General features: G+C 70.3%; 17 protein-coding genes and 1 pseudogene. 2 read left to right on the top strand and 16 right to left on the bottom strand.

Annotated elements, in window-relative coordinates; genetic code table 11:
* Positions 1 to 100: 100 nt before the first annotated feature.
* From CSR00_RS26130 to mutA, 5 genes are read right to left on the bottom strand one after another with little or no spacing between them, the layout of a single operon-like run.
* Entirely contained in the window at positions 101 to 859 is a 759-nt protein-coding gene (locus CSR00_RS26130; protein WP_099025311.1) for a thioesterase II family protein, read from the bottom strand.
* Between the two features lie 42 nt (positions 860 to 901).
* A complete protein-coding gene (gene lipL / locus CSR00_RS26125) occupies positions 902 to 2170 on the bottom strand; it encodes an esterase/beta-lactamase LipL (RefSeq protein WP_245906551.1) in 1269 nt (422 codons plus the stop codon).
* Positions 2171 to 2223: 53 nt separating this feature from the next.
* Entirely contained in the window at positions 2224 to 3237 is a 1014-nt protein-coding gene (gene meaB / locus CSR00_RS26120) for a methylmalonyl Co-A mutase-associated GTPase MeaB (protein ID WP_099025309.1), read from the bottom strand.
* Positions 3238 to 3252: 15 nt separating this feature from the next.
* Complete coding sequence (scpA, locus tag CSR00_RS26115) at positions 3253 to 5514, bottom strand: methylmalonyl-CoA mutase (protein WP_099025308.1); 2262 nt, start codon at positions 5512 to 5514, stop codon at positions 3253 to 3255.
* A gap of 3 nt (positions 5515 to 5517) precedes the next feature.
* Positions 5518 to 7401, bottom strand: a complete 1884-nt coding sequence (gene mutA, locus CSR00_RS26110) for a methylmalonyl-CoA mutase small subunit (protein WP_099025307.1) — start codon at positions 7399 to 7401, stop codon at positions 5518 to 5520.
* A 182-nt stretch (positions 7402 to 7583) separates the two neighbouring features.
* Here mutA and CSR00_RS26105 point away from each other — a divergent pair, with 182 nt between their 5' ends.
* Positions 7584 to 8414 carry a TVP38/TMEM64 family protein gene (locus CSR00_RS26105; RefSeq protein ID WP_245906550.1) on the top strand — a complete coding sequence of 277 codons (831 nt, stop codon included), beginning with the start codon at positions 7584 to 7586 and terminating at the stop codon, positions 8412 to 8414.
* Between the two features lie 16 nt (positions 8415 to 8430).
* On the opposite strand, the gene CSR00_RS26100 is transcribed toward CSR00_RS26105, so the two are convergent.
* Genes CSR00_RS26100 through CSR00_RS26090 form a run of 3 tightly spaced genes read right to left on the bottom strand, consistent with a single transcriptional unit; the run spans position 8431 to position 10513 of the window.
* On the bottom strand, positions 8431 to 8787 hold the full coding sequence (locus tag CSR00_RS26100) for a DoxX family protein (protein WP_099025312.1): 357 nt from the start codon (positions 8785 to 8787) through the stop codon (positions 8431 to 8433).
* A 50-nt stretch (positions 8788 to 8837) separates the two neighbouring features.
* Entirely contained in the window at positions 8838 to 10064 is a 1227-nt protein-coding gene (locus CSR00_RS26095) for an SPFH domain-containing protein (RefSeq protein WP_245906548.1), read from the bottom strand.
* A gap of 14 nt (positions 10065 to 10078) precedes the next feature.
* On the bottom strand, positions 10079 to 10513 hold the full coding sequence (locus CSR00_RS26090; RefSeq protein WP_099025306.1) for an NfeD family protein: 435 nt from the start codon (positions 10511 to 10513) through the stop codon (positions 10079 to 10081).
* Positions 10514 to 10613: 100 nt separating this feature from the next.
* Between CSR00_RS26090 and CSR00_RS26085 the strand changes: the two genes are divergently transcribed.
* The gene (locus tag CSR00_RS26085) at positions 10614 to 11498 is read left to right on the top strand and encodes an Rv1486c family protein (RefSeq protein ID WP_099025305.1); all 885 of its coding nucleotides are present in this window, start codon (positions 10614 to 10616) and stop codon (positions 11496 to 11498) included.
* Here the strand turns inward: CSR00_RS26085 and CSR00_RS26080 are convergent.
* The 8 genes and pseudogenes from CSR00_RS26080 to CSR00_RS26050 all read right to left on the bottom strand — a co-directional run.
* On the bottom strand, positions 11464 to 12573 hold the full coding sequence (locus CSR00_RS26080) for a ferrochelatase (RefSeq protein WP_099025304.1): 1110 nt from the start codon (positions 12571 to 12573) through the stop codon (positions 11464 to 11466). The genes CSR00_RS26085 and CSR00_RS26080 overlap by 35 nt on opposite strands.
* Positions 12574 to 12587: 14 nt before the next feature.
* Entirely contained in the window at positions 12588 to 13397 is an 810-nt protein-coding gene (gene inhA, locus CSR00_RS26075; protein WP_099025303.1) for an NADH-dependent enoyl-ACP reductase InhA, read from the bottom strand.
* 72 nt (positions 13398 to 13469) lie between these two features.
* Positions 13470 to 14243, bottom strand: a complete 774-nt coding sequence (fabG1, locus tag CSR00_RS26070) for a 3-oxoacyl-ACP reductase FabG1 (protein ID WP_099025302.1) — start codon at positions 14241 to 14243, stop codon at positions 13470 to 13472.
* Between the two features lie 130 nt (positions 14244 to 14373).
* Positions 14374 to 15381 carry a VWA domain-containing protein gene (locus CSR00_RS26065; protein ID WP_099025301.1) on the bottom strand — a complete coding sequence of 336 codons (1008 nt, stop codon included), beginning with the start codon at positions 15379 to 15381 and terminating at the stop codon, positions 14374 to 14376.
* A complete protein-coding gene (locus tag CSR00_RS30865) occupies positions 15378 to 15536 on the bottom strand; it encodes a hypothetical protein (RefSeq protein ID WP_176562274.1) in 159 nt (52 codons plus the stop codon). The genes CSR00_RS26065 and CSR00_RS30865 overlap by 4 nt, the downstream gene beginning before the upstream one ends.
* A gap of 50 nt (positions 15537 to 15586) precedes the next feature.
* Positions 15587 to 16528 carry a DUF58 domain-containing protein gene (locus tag CSR00_RS26060; RefSeq protein ID WP_099025300.1) on the bottom strand — a complete coding sequence of 314 codons (942 nt, stop codon included), beginning with the start codon at positions 16526 to 16528 and terminating at the stop codon, positions 15587 to 15589.
* A complete protein-coding gene (gene moxR1 / locus CSR00_RS26055; RefSeq protein ID WP_245906546.1) occupies positions 16525 to 17688 on the bottom strand; it encodes a chaperone MoxR1 in 1164 nt (387 codons plus the stop codon). The genes CSR00_RS26060 and moxR1 overlap by 4 nt, the downstream gene beginning before the upstream one ends.
* 293 nt (positions 17689 to 17981) lie before the next feature.
* A pseudogene (locus tag CSR00_RS26050) lies at positions 17982 to 18287 on the bottom strand (NlpC/P60 family protein); the annotation flags it as partial.
* Positions 18288 to 18340 lie beyond the last annotated feature (53 nt).

Raw genomic sequence — 18340 nt, 5'->3', positions numbered from 1 at the left:
AAAAATCGGTTCTGGCATACCCGTTTGCCCACCAGGTATGCCAGCATCTTCCACGGCTGAAAGTCAAATTGCCGCCGCGCCCGCAGCCCCCGCCCCGGGCTCACCCGCGGCAACTGGCCCAGATCGGCCCCTCGATCTCGGAGACCAGCTCGGGCAGGTGATCATTGACGTAGAAGTGGTGGCCGGAAAACTCCCGCATGCGGAACTCCGCGGTGGTCCGGTCGGCCCACGGCGCCACCTTCTCCGTCGTCGCGACCTCGTCGTCGTCGCCATAAAACGCAAAGATCGGGCAGCTCACGGTGGCCTCCGGAGGGCAGTCGTAACTGCTGATCGCCTTGAAACCGCGCAACGTGGGCAGGATCTTTGCGGCGAACTCCTCGTTCTCCAGGAACTCGGGATTGGCCCCGGTCATGGTGGACACCGCATCGAGCAGGCCACGGTCGGACTCGGGGATGTACTCGTAGCCGACCCGCCCGGGGGCGGCCACGGCCGACACGAACAGAGCCACCACCGGCTTGCCCACGTCCTGGAAGCGCCGCGCCACCTCGAAGGCCACCATGCCGCCCATACTGTGGCCGAACAGTGCCACCCTGTCGTCGGGGCCGGTCACCGGCTCGAGCTTCGCGAACACCCCATCGGCCAGCTCGTCGATGCTGGTGAAGGCTCCGACGTCGTGCGAACCTTTGCGACCGGGGTATTGCACCGCCACCCGCTTGACGCCGGTGGTGAACGTCTTGGCGAAGGGGACGTAATAGCTGGGCGCTCCCCCGGCGTGCGGGAAGATGTACAGCTTGGGTGCGGTCTCTGAGGTGGTCTCGGAAGCGGTCTCGGAAGCGGTCTCGGAAGCGGTCTCGGACACGCCGCACAGAATATCGCGTGACCGGCAGGTTACCGGGCAGGGCTATCCGGCCGCCGACCGCGGTTCGTAGAACCGCGCCCCGGACTCGACGACGGGCCGGTACCCGTGGGCGCGGGCGGCGGCCGCCCCCCGGCGGACCAGGGCCGCGGTCCCGACGAAGCCGGCCTGGTCGGTCATCACGAACGGGGTCAGCAACCGGTTGTGCACGAAGCCGAACGACAGCCCCGACGCCGGGTCGGCCCAGCCGACCGAGCCGCCCAGGCCGACGTGGCCGAACCCGGGCAGGATCGATCCCAGCGGCAGAGCGTGATAGCCCAGGTGGAAGGCCATCGGCATGAGCACCGAACGGTCCGGTATCAGGCTGCGCCGCCCGACCAGACCGGCGGTCAGCTCGCGGGACAGGAAGCGGACACCGTCGACCTCCCCGCCGTTGGCCAACGCCCCGTACATCCGCGCCAGACCCCGCGCGGTCGCGACCCCGTTGGCCGCCGGGATCTCGGAGTCCAGCAGCGGGACGTTGCCCTGGACGACGGCCTTCATGCCCGGGAAGTACAGCGCACCGAACCCGGCGGTCAGCGGGGTGCGGGCGGCGCGCGGCGCCAGCAGGTTGAACAACGGGTTGGGGAGGTTGAGCTGCGGATGGATGATCTGCGCCGCCCGCGTCGGCGCCGAGCCGGGCGGCCGGCCCAGATGCAGGCCGTCGGTGTCCAGTGGGGCGGCCACCTCCTCGCGGATCAGGGTGCGCATCCCCTTGCCGGTCACCGATCGGGCCAGCCCGGACAGCAGCCATCCGAAGGTCAGCGCGTGATAGGCCGGCTTGCCGAGCAGCCGCGATACGGGGGCGGCGGCCATCCGCTCCTCCATCGCCAGGTGATCGAGCAGTTCGGCCTTGGTGACCCCGTTCAGATGCGCGAGCCCGGCGCGGTGCCGCATCATCTCGCGCACCGTGATCCGCGCCTTGCCGTTGGCGCCGAAGTCGCGCCAGTACTCGGCCACCGGCGCGTCGTAGTCGATGAGCCCGCGGTCGGCCAACCGGTGGATCACCGTCGCGGCGACCCCCTTGGTCGCGGAGAACACCATCGCGCCGGTGTCCGCCGACCACCGCACCCGGCCCCGGCGATCCGACCACCCGGTCCACACGTCGACCACGGGCTGCCCGTCGAGATACACCGCCAGGGCGCCGCCGCCGAGCCGGCGGTGCGGGAACATCGCCGCGAAGTTGCGTACCGCCCACGCGAAGTTGGGGTCGGCCGCTCCGGCTACCCCGGCCGGGAGCGCCGCGCCGCGCTCACCGGCAGTTGCTTTGCTCACATAACTAAAGTTACTACGTTGCGTGAGCTAACTCACACAGTGTTACCGATCCGTTAGACGGCGGGGTCGGAGCCGCCCTGTCCGCCGGCCGCGTCCAGGATGCGCTGAGCGGCCAGCGCCGGGGTGAGCTCGCCCTCCCGAACCTGCTCTTCGACCCCGGCACGGATGCTCTTGACCTCGGCGTTGCTCAGCACCCTGTCCAACACCGTGTCGCGCACCATCGACCACATCCAGTCCACCTGCTGAGTTCGCCTGCGCGCCTCGAACTCGCCGGCCTCGGTGAGGACCTGCCGGTGCCTGAGCACCGTGTCCCACAGCTCGGAGAGCCCGTTGCCTTCCAGGGCGCTCATGGTCAGCACCGGTGGGCGCCAAAGAGTTTCACGCGGATAGAGCAGCCGGATCGCGGCGCCGAGCTCGCGGGCGGCCTTCTGGGCCTCGACCGCGTGCGATCCGTCGGCCTTGTTGACCACCACGACGTCGGCGAGTTCCAGCACCCCCTTCTTGATGCCCTGCAGCTGGTCGCCGGTGCGGGCCAGCGTCAGGAACACGAAGGTGTCCACCATGTTGGCCACCGTCACCTCGGACTGCCCCACCCCCACCGTCTCGACGAGAATGACGTCGTAGCCGGCGGCCTCCAGCAGGACGATCGTCTCCCGAGTCGCCTTGGCCACCCCGCCCAGGGTGCCCGAGGTCGGCGAGGGGCGGATGTAGGCGTCGGGATCGGCGGCCAGGCGCGACATCCGGGTCTTGTCGCCCAGGATCGAACCGCCGGTGCGCGTCGAGGACGGGTCGACGGCGACCACCGCCACCCGGTGACCCTGCTCGATCAGGTGCATCCCCAGTGCCTCGATGGCCGTCGATTTGCCCACCCCGGGCACACCGGTGATGCCCACGTGCATCGCCGATCCGGCATCGGGCATCAGCTCCAGGAGCAGATCCTGGGCCCGTCGGCGATGGTCGGCGCGGGTCGACTCGACCAGCGTGATCGCCCGGGCCAGGGCCGAGCGGTCGCCGGAACGGATCGCGTCGGCGAGCTCGGTCGCAGACGCCGTGGGGGGTACCGCCATCAACTCAGGTCGCCGTCAACTCAGGTCATAGCCCAACCGGTCGCCCAGCTTGTGCAGCAGGCCGACCGCGGCGTCGGCGATCACCGTCCCCGGGGGGAAGATCGCCGTGGCACCGGCGGCATAGAGCTCGTCGAAGTCACCGGGCGGGATCACCCCGCCGACGACCACCATGATGTCCGGGCGGCCGACCTCGGCCAGTGCATCGCGCAGCGCGGGCACCAGCGTCAGGTGTCCGGCGGCCAGTGACGACACGCCCACGACGTGCACGTCGTTGTCGGCGGCCTGGCGCGCGACCTCCTCCGGTGTGGAGAACAGCGAGCCCACATCGACGTCGAACCCGATGTCGGCGAATGCGGTGGCGATCACCTTCTGGCCGCGGTCGTGGCCGTCCTGCCCCATCTTGGCGACCAGGATGCGCGGCCGGCGTCCGTCCGCCTCGGCGAAGCGCTCCACCAATTCCGTTGCCGCCGAGACGTTCGCCACGTTGCGCCCCCTGCCCACCTCGTCGCGGTAGACGCCGGAGATGGTGCGGATCTCGGCCTGGTGACGTCCGTAGACCTTCTCCAGCGCGTCGGAGATCTCGCCCACGGTCGCGCTGGCGCGGGCGGCGTCGATGGCCAGCGCCAGCAGGTTGTTGCCCAGGCCGTCGGGACCGGCCAGACCGGTTGCGCCGGCGGCCCTGGTCAGTTCGGCCAAGGCCGCCTGGGTGGCCGCCTCGTCGCGCTCGGCGCGCAGCTTCTCCAGCTTGGCGAGCTGCTCGGCGCGCACCCGGCTGTTCTCGACCTTGAGGACCTCGATCTCCTGATCCTCGTCGACCTGGTACTTGTTGACCCCGATCACCGGTTGCTGCCCGGAGTCGATGCGCGCCTGGGTACGGGCGGCGGCCTCCTCGATTCGCAGCTTCGGAATCCCGTTGTCGATGGCCTGGGCCATCCCGCCGTTCTCGGCAACCTCGGCCAGGTGCGCGCGGGCGCGCTGCGCCAGCCGGTGGGTCAGCCACTCCACGTAGTACGAACCGCCCCACGGGTCGATCGGGCGGGTGGTGCCGGATTCCTGCTGCAGCAGCAGCTGGGTGTTGCGGGCGATGCGCGCCGAGAAGTCGGTGGGCAGCGCCAACGCCTCGTCCAGGGCGTTGGTGTGCAGCGACTGGGTGTGCCCCTGGGTCGCGGCCATCGCCTCGATGCAGGTGCGGGCGACGTTGTTGTACACGTCCTGCGCGGTCAGCGACCAGCCGGAGGTCTGCGAATGCGTGCGCAGCGACAGCGATTTCGGGTTCTTGGCGCCGAATCCGGCCACCAGTTCGCTCCACAGCAGCCGGCCCGCACGCAGTTTGGCGACCTCCATGAAGAAGTTCATCCCGATTCCCCAGAAGAACGACAGCCGGGGGGCGAACTTGTCGATGTCCAGGCCGGCGTCGAGCCCGGCCTTGATGTACTCCACGCCGTCGGCCAACGTGTACGCCAGCTCCAGGTCGGCCGTCGCGCCGGCCTCCTGGATGTGATAGCCCGAGATGGAGATCGAGTTGAACTTGGGCATCTTGGCGCTGGTGTAGCCGAAGATGTCGGAGATGATCCGCATGGAGGGCTTCGGCGGGTAGATGTAGGTGTTGCGGACCATGAACTCCTTGAGGATGTCATTCTGGATGGTCCCGGCCAGCTTCTCCGGCGGTACCCCCTGTTCCTCGGCGGCGACGACGTAGAGCGCCAGGATCGGCAGCACCGCGCCGTTCATGGTCATCGACACGCTCACCGCCGACAGGTCGATGCCGTCGAAGAGCTGGCGCATGTCGAGGATGGAGTCGATGGCCACGCCCGCCATGCCGACGTCGCCGGCGACGCGGGGATGGTCGGAGTCGTACCCACGGTGGGTGGCCAGGTCGAACGCCACCGACAGACCCTTCTGACCCGCGGCCAGGTTCCGGCGGTAGAACGCGTTGGACTCGGCTGCCGTGGAGAACCCGGCGTACTGGCGGATGGTCCACGGCTGGTTGACGTACATCGTGGGGTACGGCCCGCGGATGAACGGCGGCTCGCCGGGGAAGCTGTTCAGCGGGTATCCGTCGTCGGCCGCCTCGTCGCGGTCGGCGGCGACGTAGACCGGCTTGACGTCGATGCCCTCCGGGGTGGCCCACTCCAGTTGGTCCTCGGTGTAGCCCTGCGCCTGCGCCGCGGCGCTGACCACGCGTGCGGCCCCATCACCGGTCACCGGATCCGCGGTCTTCTCCCCGTGCAGGGGTACGTCGGCGAAGCTGCCGAGCGTGGACGTCGAGGCGGTCATGAGTCAGGCCCCCAATCTGCTGAGCATGGCCGAAAGCGCTTCGACCGCATCGATTTTCGCCGTGAGGTAGTCATCGGGCCGGGGTTCGCCGTCGCCGAGGGCCTTCTCGGGGCCGGCGAGGTAGACGTGCCGGACCCCCGCCTTGCGGGCGGCCTCGACCACGGCGGCCGCCTCGGTACCGTAGCGGGCGTCGGTGCCGCAGATCACCGCCGCCACCGGCGACCCCGCCGCCTCCAGCGCCGAAGCCACCGAGCCCGCGTCCACGGTGCCGGGGTTGACGGCCTCGACCCCGCCGGAGGCCAGCAGATTGGTCGCGAACGTCGATCGGATGTTGTTCTCCGCCAACGGCCCGAGGGGCAGCAGCAGCACCTTGGGCCGCTCGCCGTGCGCCGCGAGATAGGCGTCGGAGCGATCACGCAGCGCCTCGAACGCCGCCGCATAGCGGTGCACGCCCGGCGCCGCAGCGGTGTCCGGCAGCGGTTTCTCGGTCAGATCGGGGAACTCGTTGACCCCGGTGACGGCGGTGCGCCGGTGTGCGATGTCCTCGCTTCTGCGGGCGTCGATCTCGGCGATCCGGGTGGTGACGTAATCGGCCGCCTCGGCGAAGCCGCCGCGGGATTCGATGCCCTGGAAGTGCTTCCACGCCTGCTCGGCCAGCTGCTCGGTGAGGTCCTCGACGAACCAGGATCCGCCCGCGGGATCGAACACCCGGCCCAGGTGCGACTCCTCGAGAAGCAGCAGTTGGGTGTTGCGCGCGATGCGCCGCGCGAAACCGGCGCTCACCCCGGGAGCCCCGCCGGGAATGGCGACGTCGAACGGGTGGACCAGCATGGTGTCGGCGCCGCCCACGCCGGCCCCGAACGCCGCCAGAGTGCACCGCAGCATGTTCACCCATGGATCCCGTTGGGTCATCATGGCCAGCGAGCTGACGGCGTGCACCGTCGTGGCACCGGCATCGGGCGCGCCGGCGACCTCGGCGACCCGCGCCCACAGCTGCCGTACGGCACGGACCTTCGCGAGCGTGCGGAACTGGTCGTCGTCGGCGGCCAGCCGGAAACTGATCTGGCGCAGCGCCGCCTCCGTCGCCACCCCGGCAGCGGTCAGCGCCCGCACGTACTCGACCCCGGCCGCCACGACACCGGCGAGCTCCCAGGAGGCGCTCGCCCCGCGGTCATGCAGGGTGGGACCGTCAACGGTGAACGTACGCACGCCGCCGCCGTAGTCGAGCAGGCGCGACGCGACGGACACCGCCTCGGCCACCGACGGGGTCCGCCGGTCCGCCAGCGCGGCCGTCAGCGGGTCGGCACCCAGGTCCACCGAGAGCGCGGCGCGCTGGTCCGGCCCCAGCCCGCCGAGCAGGGCCAGGATCGCCTCGACCGCGGCGGTGAACTCATCGGCTCCGCCGGACACCTCGAGGACGACGGGGACCAGGTCCAGCAGCACACCTTCCAGCAGCCGGTCCAGCTGACCGGGCGCCACCGCGCCGTCGCCGGCCTTCAGTACCAGTCCGCTCACGCCGTCGGACAGCGCGGCCAGTACCGCCGCGTTGCCGTCGGTGACTCCCGTGCCGGGAGCCGGGAACGCTTCGAGCACCTTCCATCCGGAGAGCACGTCGCGACCGGCGCCGCCGAGGGCACCGCCGCGGACGAACGGCCAGTGCCCGGGCAACGCCGGTTCCGGCCGCGCATCCAGCGCGGTGTACAGCGGGCGCACCGCGAACTCTTCGTAGGTGGGGGTGTCCAGGAGGCGCTCGGGCTCCTCGGGCAGATCGCCGGGATCGCGCCGACCGCCCTTGGTCAGTACCGCGGCGACGGCCTGGCGCCACCGTGTACGGCCGTCGGCCAGATCGGCCGGCTCGTCGGGTACAACTGAGGCCTCTGAGGACACTGGGAGCTCCTGTTATCGCGCAGGGCGGCCGACCGCGGACCAGTAGGGCATGTGGTCTGCCACGTGTCCAACAGGCTAGATGATGCCCATCACCGGCGAGGACCCGCCCGTCGGCGCCGGCCGGCCCGGAAACGCGGCACGGACACCGAGATGTGCCGCGCCAGGCCGTAGGCTTGTTTTCCGTGGCCAGGACGGTGAGCAGGTTGACACGCGGGGTACAGAAGACCCGAGCGGCAATCCTGGCCACCGCGCGTCAGGTGCCCCGGCGCCGGATCGTGCTCACCGGGTTCGCCGTTGTGATTCTCGTCGCAGTGGCGCTGCTCGTTCCGCTGCCCACGGCCCTGCAGCTGCGCGACTGGGCCACCTCCGTGGGTCCCTGGTTTCCCCTGGCGTTCCTGGCCACCCACATCCTGGTCACGATCTTCCCCTTCCCCCGCACCGCGTTCACGCTCGCCGCCGGACTGCTCTTCGGCCCGGCCCTCGGGGTGGTACTCGCCGTGGCGGCCAGCACCATCAGCGCGATCCTGGCCGTCGTGCTGGTGCGCGCCTTCGGCTGGCAACTCAATCGGTTGGTCAGCCACCCGCGGATCGAGGCGCTGGACACCCAGCTGGGGCGGCGGGGATGGCCGGCCGTGGTGTCTCTGCGGCTGATCCCGGCGGTTCCCTTCTCGGTGCTCAACTACGCGGCCGGGGCCTCGGCGGTGCGCATGCTGCCCTACGCCCTGGCCACCTTCGTCGGTTTGATCCCGGGAACCGCCGCGGTCGTCGTCCTCGGGGACGCGCTGACCGGAAATATCAGCCCGGCGCTGTTCCTGGTCTCGCTGACCACCGCATCGGTCGGCGTGGCCGGCCTCGTCTACGAGGTGCGCAAGCACCGGCGGACCACACGGGGCGACGCCGCGGGACGGTCCACCGATTCCGATTCCGATTCCGAGACCGATTCCGGGACCGATTCCGAGGCCGAGACCAATCCCGAGACCGAGACGCCGGCCTCGCCGGAGGCGGTGAGTTGACGGGCCGGTCCGGCCCTCACTGCACCGCCGGTCCGCGCGCGGTCAGCGTGGCGAACAGGGCCAGAAACCCCGTGGAGGCAACCAGCCCCGGGCTCCAGTCCCGGGCGCGCACATGCGAGCCGGCGGCAAGCACGAAGTAGACCGTCAGCATCAGGGTCGTCAGCCGCGCCAGCCCGGGAAACCACCGCACGCTGAGCAGTCCGAGCGCCGCGGCGGCCTTGACCACCGGCAGCACCGGCCGATACCGCTCGGGCAGCCCGACCGCGTCGAGCGCCTCGGTGACCTGGGGCAGCGGGATGGCGCAGATCACCGCGTCCCCGGCCTGGAAGGCCGCCAGCAGGTCGTAGGTCCGCGGCGACGTGAGCGCGTCGATCGACATGTCGTCCTCCATCTCCCCCGGCTGGCTTGTGCCGTGCCGCTGGGTCAGGGCGCCCGGTGCACGCCACCCGGCGCGCCACCCGGCGGCGGGCCCGTCAGCCCCGGATCCTGCGACAGGCTGGCCTGGACGGACCGCGGCAGCGACGGCGGGCCCACCGCATCGGTGGTCGAGGTGTCGCGCGCCTGCGCCTCCGCCTTGGCCACCGCCTCGGCGATCGCCGGATCGGTCCGGGTGTTGAACCAGTCCTTGACCTCTTCGGAGTCGTCCTCGGGCTTGGTGAGGTCCTCGTCCACCGGTGACGGCTCGAATCGGAACACCCCGTCTTCGCCCGGCGCCCCGAGCATCTTCGTGAAGCCCTGTAGCGCCGAGCCGAAATCGCTGGGCACCAGCCAGACCTTGTTCGCCTCGCCCTTGGCCATCTCGGGCAGGGTCTGCAGGTACTGGTAGGCCAGCATCTCGGGGGTGGGACGGCCTGCCTTGATCGCCGCGAACGTCTTCTCGATCGCCTTGGCCTGCCCCTGGGCCTGAAGGTAGGCCGCGGCGCGTTCACCCTGGGCACGCAGCATCCGGGACTGCCGGTCGGCCTCGGCGGCCAGGATCGCGGCCTGCTTGGACCCCTCGGCGGCCAGGATCTGGGACTGTTTCTGACCCTCGGCCTGCTTGATCGCCGCCTCGCGGTGGCCCTCCGCGGTCAGGATCATCGCGCGCTTCTCACGGTCGGCCTTCATCTGCCGTTCCATGGAGTCCTGGATCGACGGCGGCGGGTCGATGCTGCGCAGTTCGACGCGGGCCACCCGCAGACCCCACTTGTTGGTGGCCTCGTCGAGAACTCCCCGCAGGGCGGCGTTGATCTGGTCCCGGGAGGTCAGCGTCTGCTCCAGGGTCATCCCGCCGACGACGTTGCGCAGCGTCGTGGTGGTGAGCTGTTCGACGCCGACGATGTAGTTGCTGATCGAGTAGACCGCGGCCTGCGGGTTGGTCACCTGGAAGTAGACGACGGTGTCGATCGACAGCGTCAGGTTGTCCTCGGTGATCACCGGCTGCGGCGGGAAGGAGACCACCCGCTCCCGGAGGTCGACCCGCGCCCGGATGCGGTCGATGAACGGAACCAGCAGGGTCAGCTGACCGCTGACCGTCCGGCTGTACCGCCCGAGCCGCTCGATCACCGCCGCCTCCGCCTGCGGGATCAGCGCCACCGACTTGGCCACGATGATGATCGCGAAGACCACCAGCACGGCCAGCAGAACCAGGCCTGCCACTGCACCATCCATGTCTTCAGCCCTCCCTATTCGCTTCGCCAGACCACCGCGGTCGCACCGTCGATGTGCATGACGGTGACGTGGTCGCCGGGCTCGTAGACATCCTGTTCGTTGAACGGCCGCGCGGTCCACACCTCGCCGTCGAGCTTCACCTGCCCCTGGTGCCGGGTGATCTTGTCGAGCACCAGCGCCGATTTGCCCTGCAGCGCCTCCACCCCGGTATCGAGGGCCTTGGTCGACATCATCCGGCGACGCAACGCCGGGCGCACGAGCACCAGCAACAGCACCGAGACCACCAGGAACACCACGCCGTCGGCCCAGATCGGCCAGGGGGCCAGCGCGCTGGTGCCCGCGGCGGCCAGCGCACCGCCACCGAGCATGAGCAGGAACATGTCGCCGGTCAGGGCCTCGGCGCCAGCAAAGCCCAGAGCGACGATCAGCCAGATGAGGGCCGCAGGCATACCCCCAGGATATCGCGTGTGCAACAGATGGCCGCCCGGTTCGGCGAGCCGCTTCCGCGCGCCGGGCCAGGTCAAGGTTGAGCTATTACACTGCCGCATCATGTGGTGCCCAAGTGTTTCGCTGGCCGTGTGGGCCAACGCCTGGCTTGCCGGACAGGCCGCGCCCGACGACGTCCTCGACGCGCTATCGGCCTGGGCACCAAAACATTCCGTGACCGCCTACGATGCGGCGGCCGCACTGGCCACCGGCCTGCCGTGGCCCGACGTCACCGACTCCGGCGCGGTGGCGCTGTTGCAGACCCTGCGCACGGCCGCCGGCGCCCCGGCCAGGACCGAACCGTCGGTGTCGGTGACGCTGCCCGTCCCCGGCGATGTGCGCGGCCTGCCCGCGGGCTCGACGTTCGCCCAGGAGGCACTGACGGCCGGCGAGGCCGTGATCGCCGTCTCCCAGCGTGGGACCCCGGTCGGGCTGGTACCCGACTTCGTCTACGACGACATCGAGGAGATCGACCCCGGTCCGGAGTTCAGTGCGCCCGACGGCGCCGACGAGCCACAGCTGTGCGCCCTGTCCTGGACCGTCTATTCGCTGCCGGCCGCTCCCACGGCCGCGCACCCGGACCTCGGGGAGGCCGAGTACGAGCTGCGGTCGGCGGTGCGCGCCGCCGCCGAGGCGCTGACCACCCTGCGCGCGGGCGGCTCCGGCGTCGACGTCGAGGACCCGCGCGGGCTGATCGACCAGGTTCTCGACCAGGCGGGCCAGCATCGCGCCCCGGAACACGCTCCGGCCCGGGCACTTCGGGTGCTGCAGAACGCCGCGCACGTCGACGCCATCATCACCGTCAGCGCGGGCCTAACCCCGATCAGCATCGCCTCCTCGTCGGCGGCACAGCTGGCCAACGACGCGCTGCGGCCGCTGAGCCAGGTGGTACGCGAGGCGCGGCTGGCCGCCGTCAGTGCGATTCTGCAGTCGGCCTGGCGGTCCTAGGCGGCCCGGCGGATTCGCAGGCGGGCGTGCAGAACGCACCGTTGAGGCTGCTCCCGTAGGCCGGGACGGGCTCGGGACCAACGACTCTGGCGGGCGGGCGATCATCGCGCAACTCGTCGACGAGGTCGAGGACCAGCTCGGCGAACCGAGGTTGGGCGTTGGGCGCGGCGGCCCGCGCGAACGCGATGCCGGCTGCCGCGGCCTGCTCGCGCAGTTCGTGGTCGAGGTCCCACACCACCTCGATGTGGTCGGCGACGAAGCCCACCGGGCACACGATCACCGCCTCGGTGCCGCGGGCGGCCAGCGCGGCCAGATGGTCGGAGACATCGGGCTCCAGCCAGGGCACCTGCGGTGGGCCCGACCGGGATTGCCACACCTGGTCATAGTCCTCATAGCCGGCCGCGCGGGCCACCAGCTTCGAGGTGTAGCCCACCTGCCGGGCGTAGAGGTCGGGGCCGCACCGCGACGCGGCACGCAGCGGGATCGAGTGGGCGGTGAACACCAGCCGGGCACGATCGCGCAGGTCCGCCGGCAGGGTCGCGGCGGCGTCGGCGATCGCGTCGGCGAACATGGCGATCAACAGCGGATGATCGAAGTACTGACGCAGTTTCACCAGCTCGGGGACCTCGACCCCGGTGGCCCCGGTGCGCCGGGCGACGGCGGCGCGGGCCCTGGTGATGTCCTCCTGGTACTGCGCGCATCCGCTGTAGCCACCCCAGGCGGAGGTGGCGAACACGGCCGCACGGGCGATGCCATCCTCGGCCATCGTGGCCAGGGTGTCCTCGACGTAGGGATCCCAGTTGCGGTTCCCGAAGTACACCGGGAGGTGACGGCCGCGGTCGGCCTGCAGCGCCCGGATCTGGTCGATCAGGGCTCGGTTGATCCCGTTGATCGGTGAGACCCCGCCGAAATGGTGGTAGTGCTCGGCCACGTCGTCGAGGCGTTCCGGTGGCACGTTGCGGCCCCGGGTGACGTTCTCCAGGAAGGGGCGCACCTGCTCGGGGCCTTCGGGACCGCCGAAGGACAACACCAGAATGGCGTCAACGTCCCTGCCGGTGATCCCTGCCGGGTCCATAGCGGGCCCGGTTCCTAGAGCAGCTGGGTGCTGGCGCCGCCGTCGGCGTAGATCACCGTGCCGGTGGTGGCGGGGAGCCAGTCGGACATCAGGGCGCACACGGTCTTGGCGACCGGCGTGGGGTCTTTCATGTTCCAGCCCAGGGGTGCCCGCTGGTCCCAGCCCTCTTCGAGGAGTTTCATCTGAGCGCCGGCCTCGTCGCCCAGGGCGCCGCCGACGATGGCGCTCATCGCCAGGGTGCGGATCGGCCCGGCCGCAACGAGATTCGACCGCACGCCGACCTTGCCCGCTTCGCGCGCGACGAACCGGTTGACCGATTCCAGCGCGCTCTTGGCCACCGTCATCCAGTTGTAGGCCGGCATCGCACGCGTGGGGTCGAAGTCCATTCCGACGATGCCGCCACCGGGATTCATGATCGGCAGCACCGCCTTGGCCAGCGAGGCGTAGGAGTATGCCGAGATGTGGATGCCCTTGGCGACATCCTCGTAGGGGGCCTCGAAGAACGGGTTGACGCCCATACCGGTCTGCGGCATGAAGCCGATCGAATGCACCACGCCGTCGAGCTTGTTGCCCGGACCGATCTCGGCGGAGATCCGGTCCGCGAGCGTGTCGAGGTGCTCGCCGTTCTGCACGTCGAGCTCGAGCAACGGCGCCGGTTCGGGCAGGCGGTCGGCGATGCGCCGGATCAACTTCATCCGGTCGAACCCGGTCAGGACCAGCTGCGCACCGGCCTCCTGGGCGACCTTGGCGATGTAGAACGCGATCGACGAGTCGGTGATGATCCCCGTGACCAGGATCCGCTTGCCTTCGAGAAACCCTGCCATTAGTGCGACTCCTTCTCCGGGGGATGTGTAGGAAAGATTTCGACGAGCCTTTTCATGCGCCGAGGCCCTCGGTCAGTGGCCCATGCCCATGCCGCCGTCGACGGGGATCACCGCGCCGGCGATGTAGCTGGCGTCCTCGGATGCCAGGAAGCTCACCACCCCGGCGACCTCCTCGGCGGTGCCGACCCGCTTGGCCGGGATGAAGTCCAGCGCGCCCGCCTGGATCCGCTCGTCGAGCGCGCGGGTCATCTCGGTGTCGATGTAGCCCGGGGCCACCACGTTCGCGGTGACGTTGGCCTTGGACAGTTCACGGGAGATGGAGCGGGCCATGCCGATCAGACCGGCCTTGGAGGCCGCGTAGTTGGTCTGGTTGCCGATGCCCCACATGCCGGACACCGAGCCCACGTAGATGATTCGGCCGAACCGCTTGCGCTGCATGCTGCGCGAGGCGCGCTGGGTCACCCGGAACGCGCCGGTGAGGTTGGCGTCGATGACCTTCTGGAACCTCTCCTCGGTCATCCGCATCAGGAACGCGTCCGCGGAGATGCCGGCGTTGGAGACCAGGACCTCGACCGGGCCCTGGTGCTCCTCGACCTCGGTGAAGGCCCGGTCGACGGCCTCGTTGTCGGTGACGTCACATTGCACGCCGAAGAGACCCTCGGGGGCGCCGGAGCCGCGGTGCGTGACCGCGACCCGGTGGCCGTCGGCGGCCAGGCGTCGCGCAATCGCCAACCCGATACCCCGGTTGCCGCCCGTCACCAGCACAGATCGGGAGACGAACGCGGGTTTGGCGCCGCCGGGCTCGGCGGTCGCCTCGGCGTGTGCGGTCTCGGCGGTCTCGGTCATGACCGTCAACCTATCGTCTCGGCGTGAGCGGACCGAAATCGCCCTGTCCGCGCGTCGCGGACGGTGGGCGCCGGGTTTCGGCCGCCCGCGGTGCACCCGCGGGACGGCACCGGGTCCGGGCCTGCCCGGGCTATCCGGGCAGGCGGCGGTTGATGACCAGAGCCGCCAGCGCCGCCAGCGCCAGCGCCAGCGCACCCAACCGGAGCCAGCCGACACTCGCGTCGCCCTTGATGGTTTCGTAGCCGATCTGCTGCTGGAGGGTGGAGTAGACCTCCCGCAGCTGCTCCAGGCTGGAGGCCGTATAGGCGTTGCCGCCGGAGAGATCGGCGATCTTGGCGAGCATCTCGTCGTCCACCGGCACCGGCTGGCGCTGGTCGTTGATCTCGACGTACCCGTAGGGCGTGCCGAAGGAGATCGTCGAGATGGGCACACCCTGGTCCTTGGCGGTCCGGGCGGCGGTGAACGCACCCTTGGGGTTGTCCGGGTTCGACGGCACCGTCTCCTTACCGTCGGAGAGCAGGACGATACGCGCCGGCGGCGGCTCGTCGCCGCCACCGATCACCGCGCCGACGGTCGCGATGGCCTGCAGCGCGGTGAAGATGCCCTCTCCGGTGGCGGTGCGGTCGGCCAGTTGCAGCTTGTCGATCGCCTGTTTGGTCGCCTCGCGGTTGGTCGTCGGCGACACCAGCACGGTCGCCGTGCCGGCGTAGGCGATCAGCCCGAGGTTGATGCCCGGTGTCAGCTCGTCGGCGAACTGCTTGGCGGCGTCCTGGGCCGCGGCGAGGCGGCTGGGCGGTACGTCGGTGGCGCGCATGGACTGCGAGACGTCGATGACCAGCATGACCACGGCGCGATTGCGCGGGATCCGCACGTCGTGGGTGGGTCCGGCCATCGCGATGGTGAACAGCACCATCGCGACCACCATCAGGATCGCGGGCAGGTGACGCCACCGGGTCGGACGCTTGGGCGCGACGCTCTCCAGCAGGTCCATGTTGGCAAACCGCAGCACCCGCTGCTCGCGGGCCATCTGGACGACGATGTAGAGCCCGATCAGCCCCAGGATCACCAGGAAGAACAGGAAGAACCAGGGGTGTTCGAAGCCCGAGAGCGACATCGGTCCGAGCAGAGGCAGGGTCATGGCAGGTGAGTCATTTCCGTGTTGTCGATGGCCGTGTTCTCGATGGCCGTGTTCTCGATGGCCGTGTTCTCGATGGCCGTGTTGTCATCGGATCCCCCCGCCCCGTGGCGGGCGCGGCGCCACGGTCGACGGCGCCGGTCACCGGGGTCGGTCACTGGGGTCGGTCCTGGGGTCGGTCACTGTTCTACGAGTCACGTGGGCGTCACTACAGCCCGGCCAGGGCTCCGCGCCGGCGAGAGGCCACGAAGCGCACGATGTCGGCGATCCAGTCCCGGTCGGTGCGCAGGGTCAGCAGCGGGGCGCCGCAGCGCCGCAGCGTGCGGGCCACCTCGGCACGGTGGGCGGCGGCGGCCTGCTCGAAGTCGCCGCGCAGCTGCTCGTCGATGGTGAACTCGCGGGTCACACCGGTCTCGGTGTCCTGCAGGATCACGTCGCCGACCTCGGGCAGTTCGATGTCACGGGGGTCGAGCACCTCGATGCCGAGCACCTCGTGGCGCGCGGCGATCGCCCGCAGCGGCCGCATCCAGGTGATGGGCCCGAGGAAGTCGCTGATCACCACGGCCATGCCGCGGCGGCGTTCGGGCCGGCGCAGCGCGTCGATCGCGGCGGCCAGGTCGCCGCGCACACCCATCGGGGCCCGCGGGGTGGTGGCGATGGTCCGCAACAGCGACTGCTGGTGCTGGCGGCCGGACAGCGCGGGGACGCGGATCATCCGGTCGCCGTTGGCGATCACCGCGCCCAGCCGGTTGCCGCCGCCGCTGTTGAGGTAGGTGATGGCCGCCGCGGCCGCCACGACCAGGTCGCGCTTCTCACAGCCGGTGGTCCCGAAGTCCAGGCTGGCCGACATGTCGACCACCAGCCAGGTCTCCAGCTCGCGGTCGGCGATCATCTGCCGCACGTGAGGAGTCAGCGTCCGCGCGGTCACCGACCAGTCCATCCGGCGCACGTCGTCGCCCGGTTGGTAGACGCGCGAATCCCCCGGCTCCGAGCCCGGTCCGGGAATCAGGCCCAGGTGGTCGCCGTGCAGCACGCCGTCGAGCTTGCGTTTGACGGTCAGCTCCAGGGTGCGCAGTGCCGCCGAGAGTTTGGGGTCGCCGATCTCGCCGCGCTCGAACGACGGCGGATGGACGGTGTCCGGCTCGCTCACCGACCGCCGGCCGCTGCCGCCGCGGCAGGCACCACCGGGGGCACCGAATGACCTTGCTGGGGAACGGCGTTGACCTGCGGCAGCGCCACGGTCTGCAGCACCCGGTTGATCACCGTGTCCGGGGAGATGTCGTCGGCCAGCGCGTCGTAGGTGAGCACCAGCCGGTGACGCAGCACGTCCGGGATGACCTCGATGATGTCCTGGGGAATCACGTAGTCGCGGCCGCGGACCAGGGCCAGCGCCCTCGAGGCTGCGATGATGCCCAGCGAGGCGCGCGGTGAGGCGCCGAACGCCACCCAGGCCTTCACGTCGGACATCCCGAACTGTTCGGGCTGGCGCGTGGCGGTGATGACCCGCACCACGTAGTCGACCAGAGCGTGGTGGACGAAGTTGTTGGCCGCCAGGTCCTGCAGGCGCATCAGGTCGCCGGGGTTGAGGATCTGCTTGGGCTCCGGCGGGGTGATACCCATCCGATAGATGATCTCGCGCTCCTCCTCCGGAGAGGGGTAGTCGACGTTGATCTTGAACAGGAAGCGGTCCCGCTGCGCTTCGGGCAGCGGGTAGACGCCCTCGTTCTCGATCGGGTTCTGGGTGGCCATCACCAGGAACGGCTTGGGCAGCGGGTAGGTCTTGCCACCGATGGAGATCTTGCGTTCGGCCATGACCTCCAGCAGGGCCGACTGCACCTTGGCGGGGGCGCGGTTGATCTCGTCGGCGAGCAGGAAGTTCACCACGACCGGGCCGAGCTCGATGTCGAACTCTTCGCGGCCCTGACGGTAGATGCGGGTGCCGATGATGTCGGTGGGCACCAGGTCCGGGGTGAACTGGATCCGGGCGAAGGTGCCGCCGACGACGCGCGCGAAGGTCTCCACCGCCAGGGTCTTGGCGACGCCGGGCACACCCTCGAGCAGGACGTGCCCCTTGGCGAGCAGCCCTACCAGGATGCGTTCGACGAGCTGGTCCTGACCGACGATGATCCGCTTGACCTCGAAGATCGCCCGCTCGAGCGTGTGTACCTCGGCGGAGAGGCCATTGGGGCCGCCGGCCGGCGGGCCACCCTGCGGGCCCGCAGAGGCGGGCGCCCCCGAGGACGGCGGGGCCGCGTGTGCGCCGGGCGCGGCTCCCGACGTGTAGTTGGGCGACCCACCTGGTGACGTCATCGACAATCCTCCACAACTTGCGTCCGTAAAACGGGCCGGTTCGGGCCTTGGCCGTAACCGCAGCCGAGACCGCCCGCATCAACTATTCCAGGCACTTCGAAATCCGTCGACGTGCCTGCCCCTGGGTTCGCGGCCGCGAGTCCGCCGGCGCGGTCCACCGGCGCGGTCCACCAAGACAGTCCGCGACGGCATCGGCGGTCATGCGACCGACCCGAATCTAACGCAGAGCCGGAGAAACCCGCCGACCGCCGCCACCGCGTGGCGCCCGGCCGGGCGGCGGCGCCCGGCCGCACTCAGCTCTCGATGATGCGCGCCGCGTAGGGCTGCAGGCCGGCGGTGCGGACCGGGCTCACGGTGACCCTGCCCGCGCTGCCGGAGGCCTCCAGCATCTGCCCGTTGCCCAGGTACATGGCGACGTGCTGGCTGCCGCCCGGGCCCCAGAACAGCAGATCGCCGCGCTTGGCCTGCGAGACCGGCACCTTGCGGCCGGTGTCGTACTGGTCTCCGGAGTACTTGGGGATCAGCACCCCGACCCCGGCGTAGGAGAACTGGGTGAACCCCGAGCAGTCGTAGCCGACCGTACCGGCCCCCGAGCCCACCCGTGTCCCTTAGACACATCTGACCCTGCCGACGATACCACGCGGGCAACTCT

This window comes from Mycolicibacterium palauense, assembly GCF_002592005.1.
In the GTDB taxonomy this organism is placed as follows: domain Bacteria; phylum Actinomycetota; class Actinomycetes; order Mycobacteriales; family Mycobacteriaceae; genus Mycobacterium; species Mycobacterium palauense.
Note: the sequence above shows the minus strand (reverse complement) of the source record. Positions and strands in the feature narration are given on the sequence as shown.

Bases quoted from the DNA above. Each gene is read 5' to 3' on its own strand.
- meaB (WP_099025309.1), bottom strand. From the start codon at position 3,237: ATGGCGGTACCCCCCACGGCGTCTGCGACCGAGCTCGCCGACGCGATC.
- CSR00_RS26085 (WP_099025305.1), top strand. From the start codon at position 10,614: ATGTGGTGCCCAAGTGTTTCGCTGGCCGTGTGGGCCAACGCCTGGCTT.
- inhA (WP_099025303.1), bottom strand. From the start codon at position 13,397: ATGGCAGGGTTTCTCGAAGGCAAGCGGATCCTGGTCACGGGGATCATC.
- CSR00_RS26065 (WP_099025301.1), bottom strand. From the start codon at position 15,381: ATGACCCTGCCTCTGCTCGGACCGATGTCGCTCTCGGGCTTCGAACAC.
- fabG1 (WP_099025302.1), bottom strand. From the start codon at position 14,243: ATGACCGAGACCGCCGAGACCGCACACGCCGAGGCGACCGCCGAGCCC.
- scpA (WP_099025308.1), bottom strand. From the start codon at position 5,514: ATGACCGCCTCGACGTCCACGCTCGGCAGCTTCGCCGACGTACCCCTG.
- CSR00_RS26080 (WP_099025304.1), bottom strand. From the start codon at position 12,573: ATGGACCCGGCAGGGATCACCGGCAGGGACGTTGACGCCATTCTGGTG.
- CSR00_RS26095 (WP_245906548.1), bottom strand. From the start codon at position 10,064: ATGGATGGTGCAGTGGCAGGCCTGGTTCTGCTGGCCGTGCTGGTGGTC.
- moxR1 (WP_245906546.1), bottom strand. From the start codon at position 17,688: ATGACGTCACCAGGTGGGTCGCCCAACTACACGTCGGGAGCCGCGCCC.
- CSR00_RS26090 (WP_099025306.1), bottom strand. From the start codon at position 10,513: ATGCCTGCGGCCCTCATCTGGCTGATCGTCGCTCTGGGCTTTGCTGGC.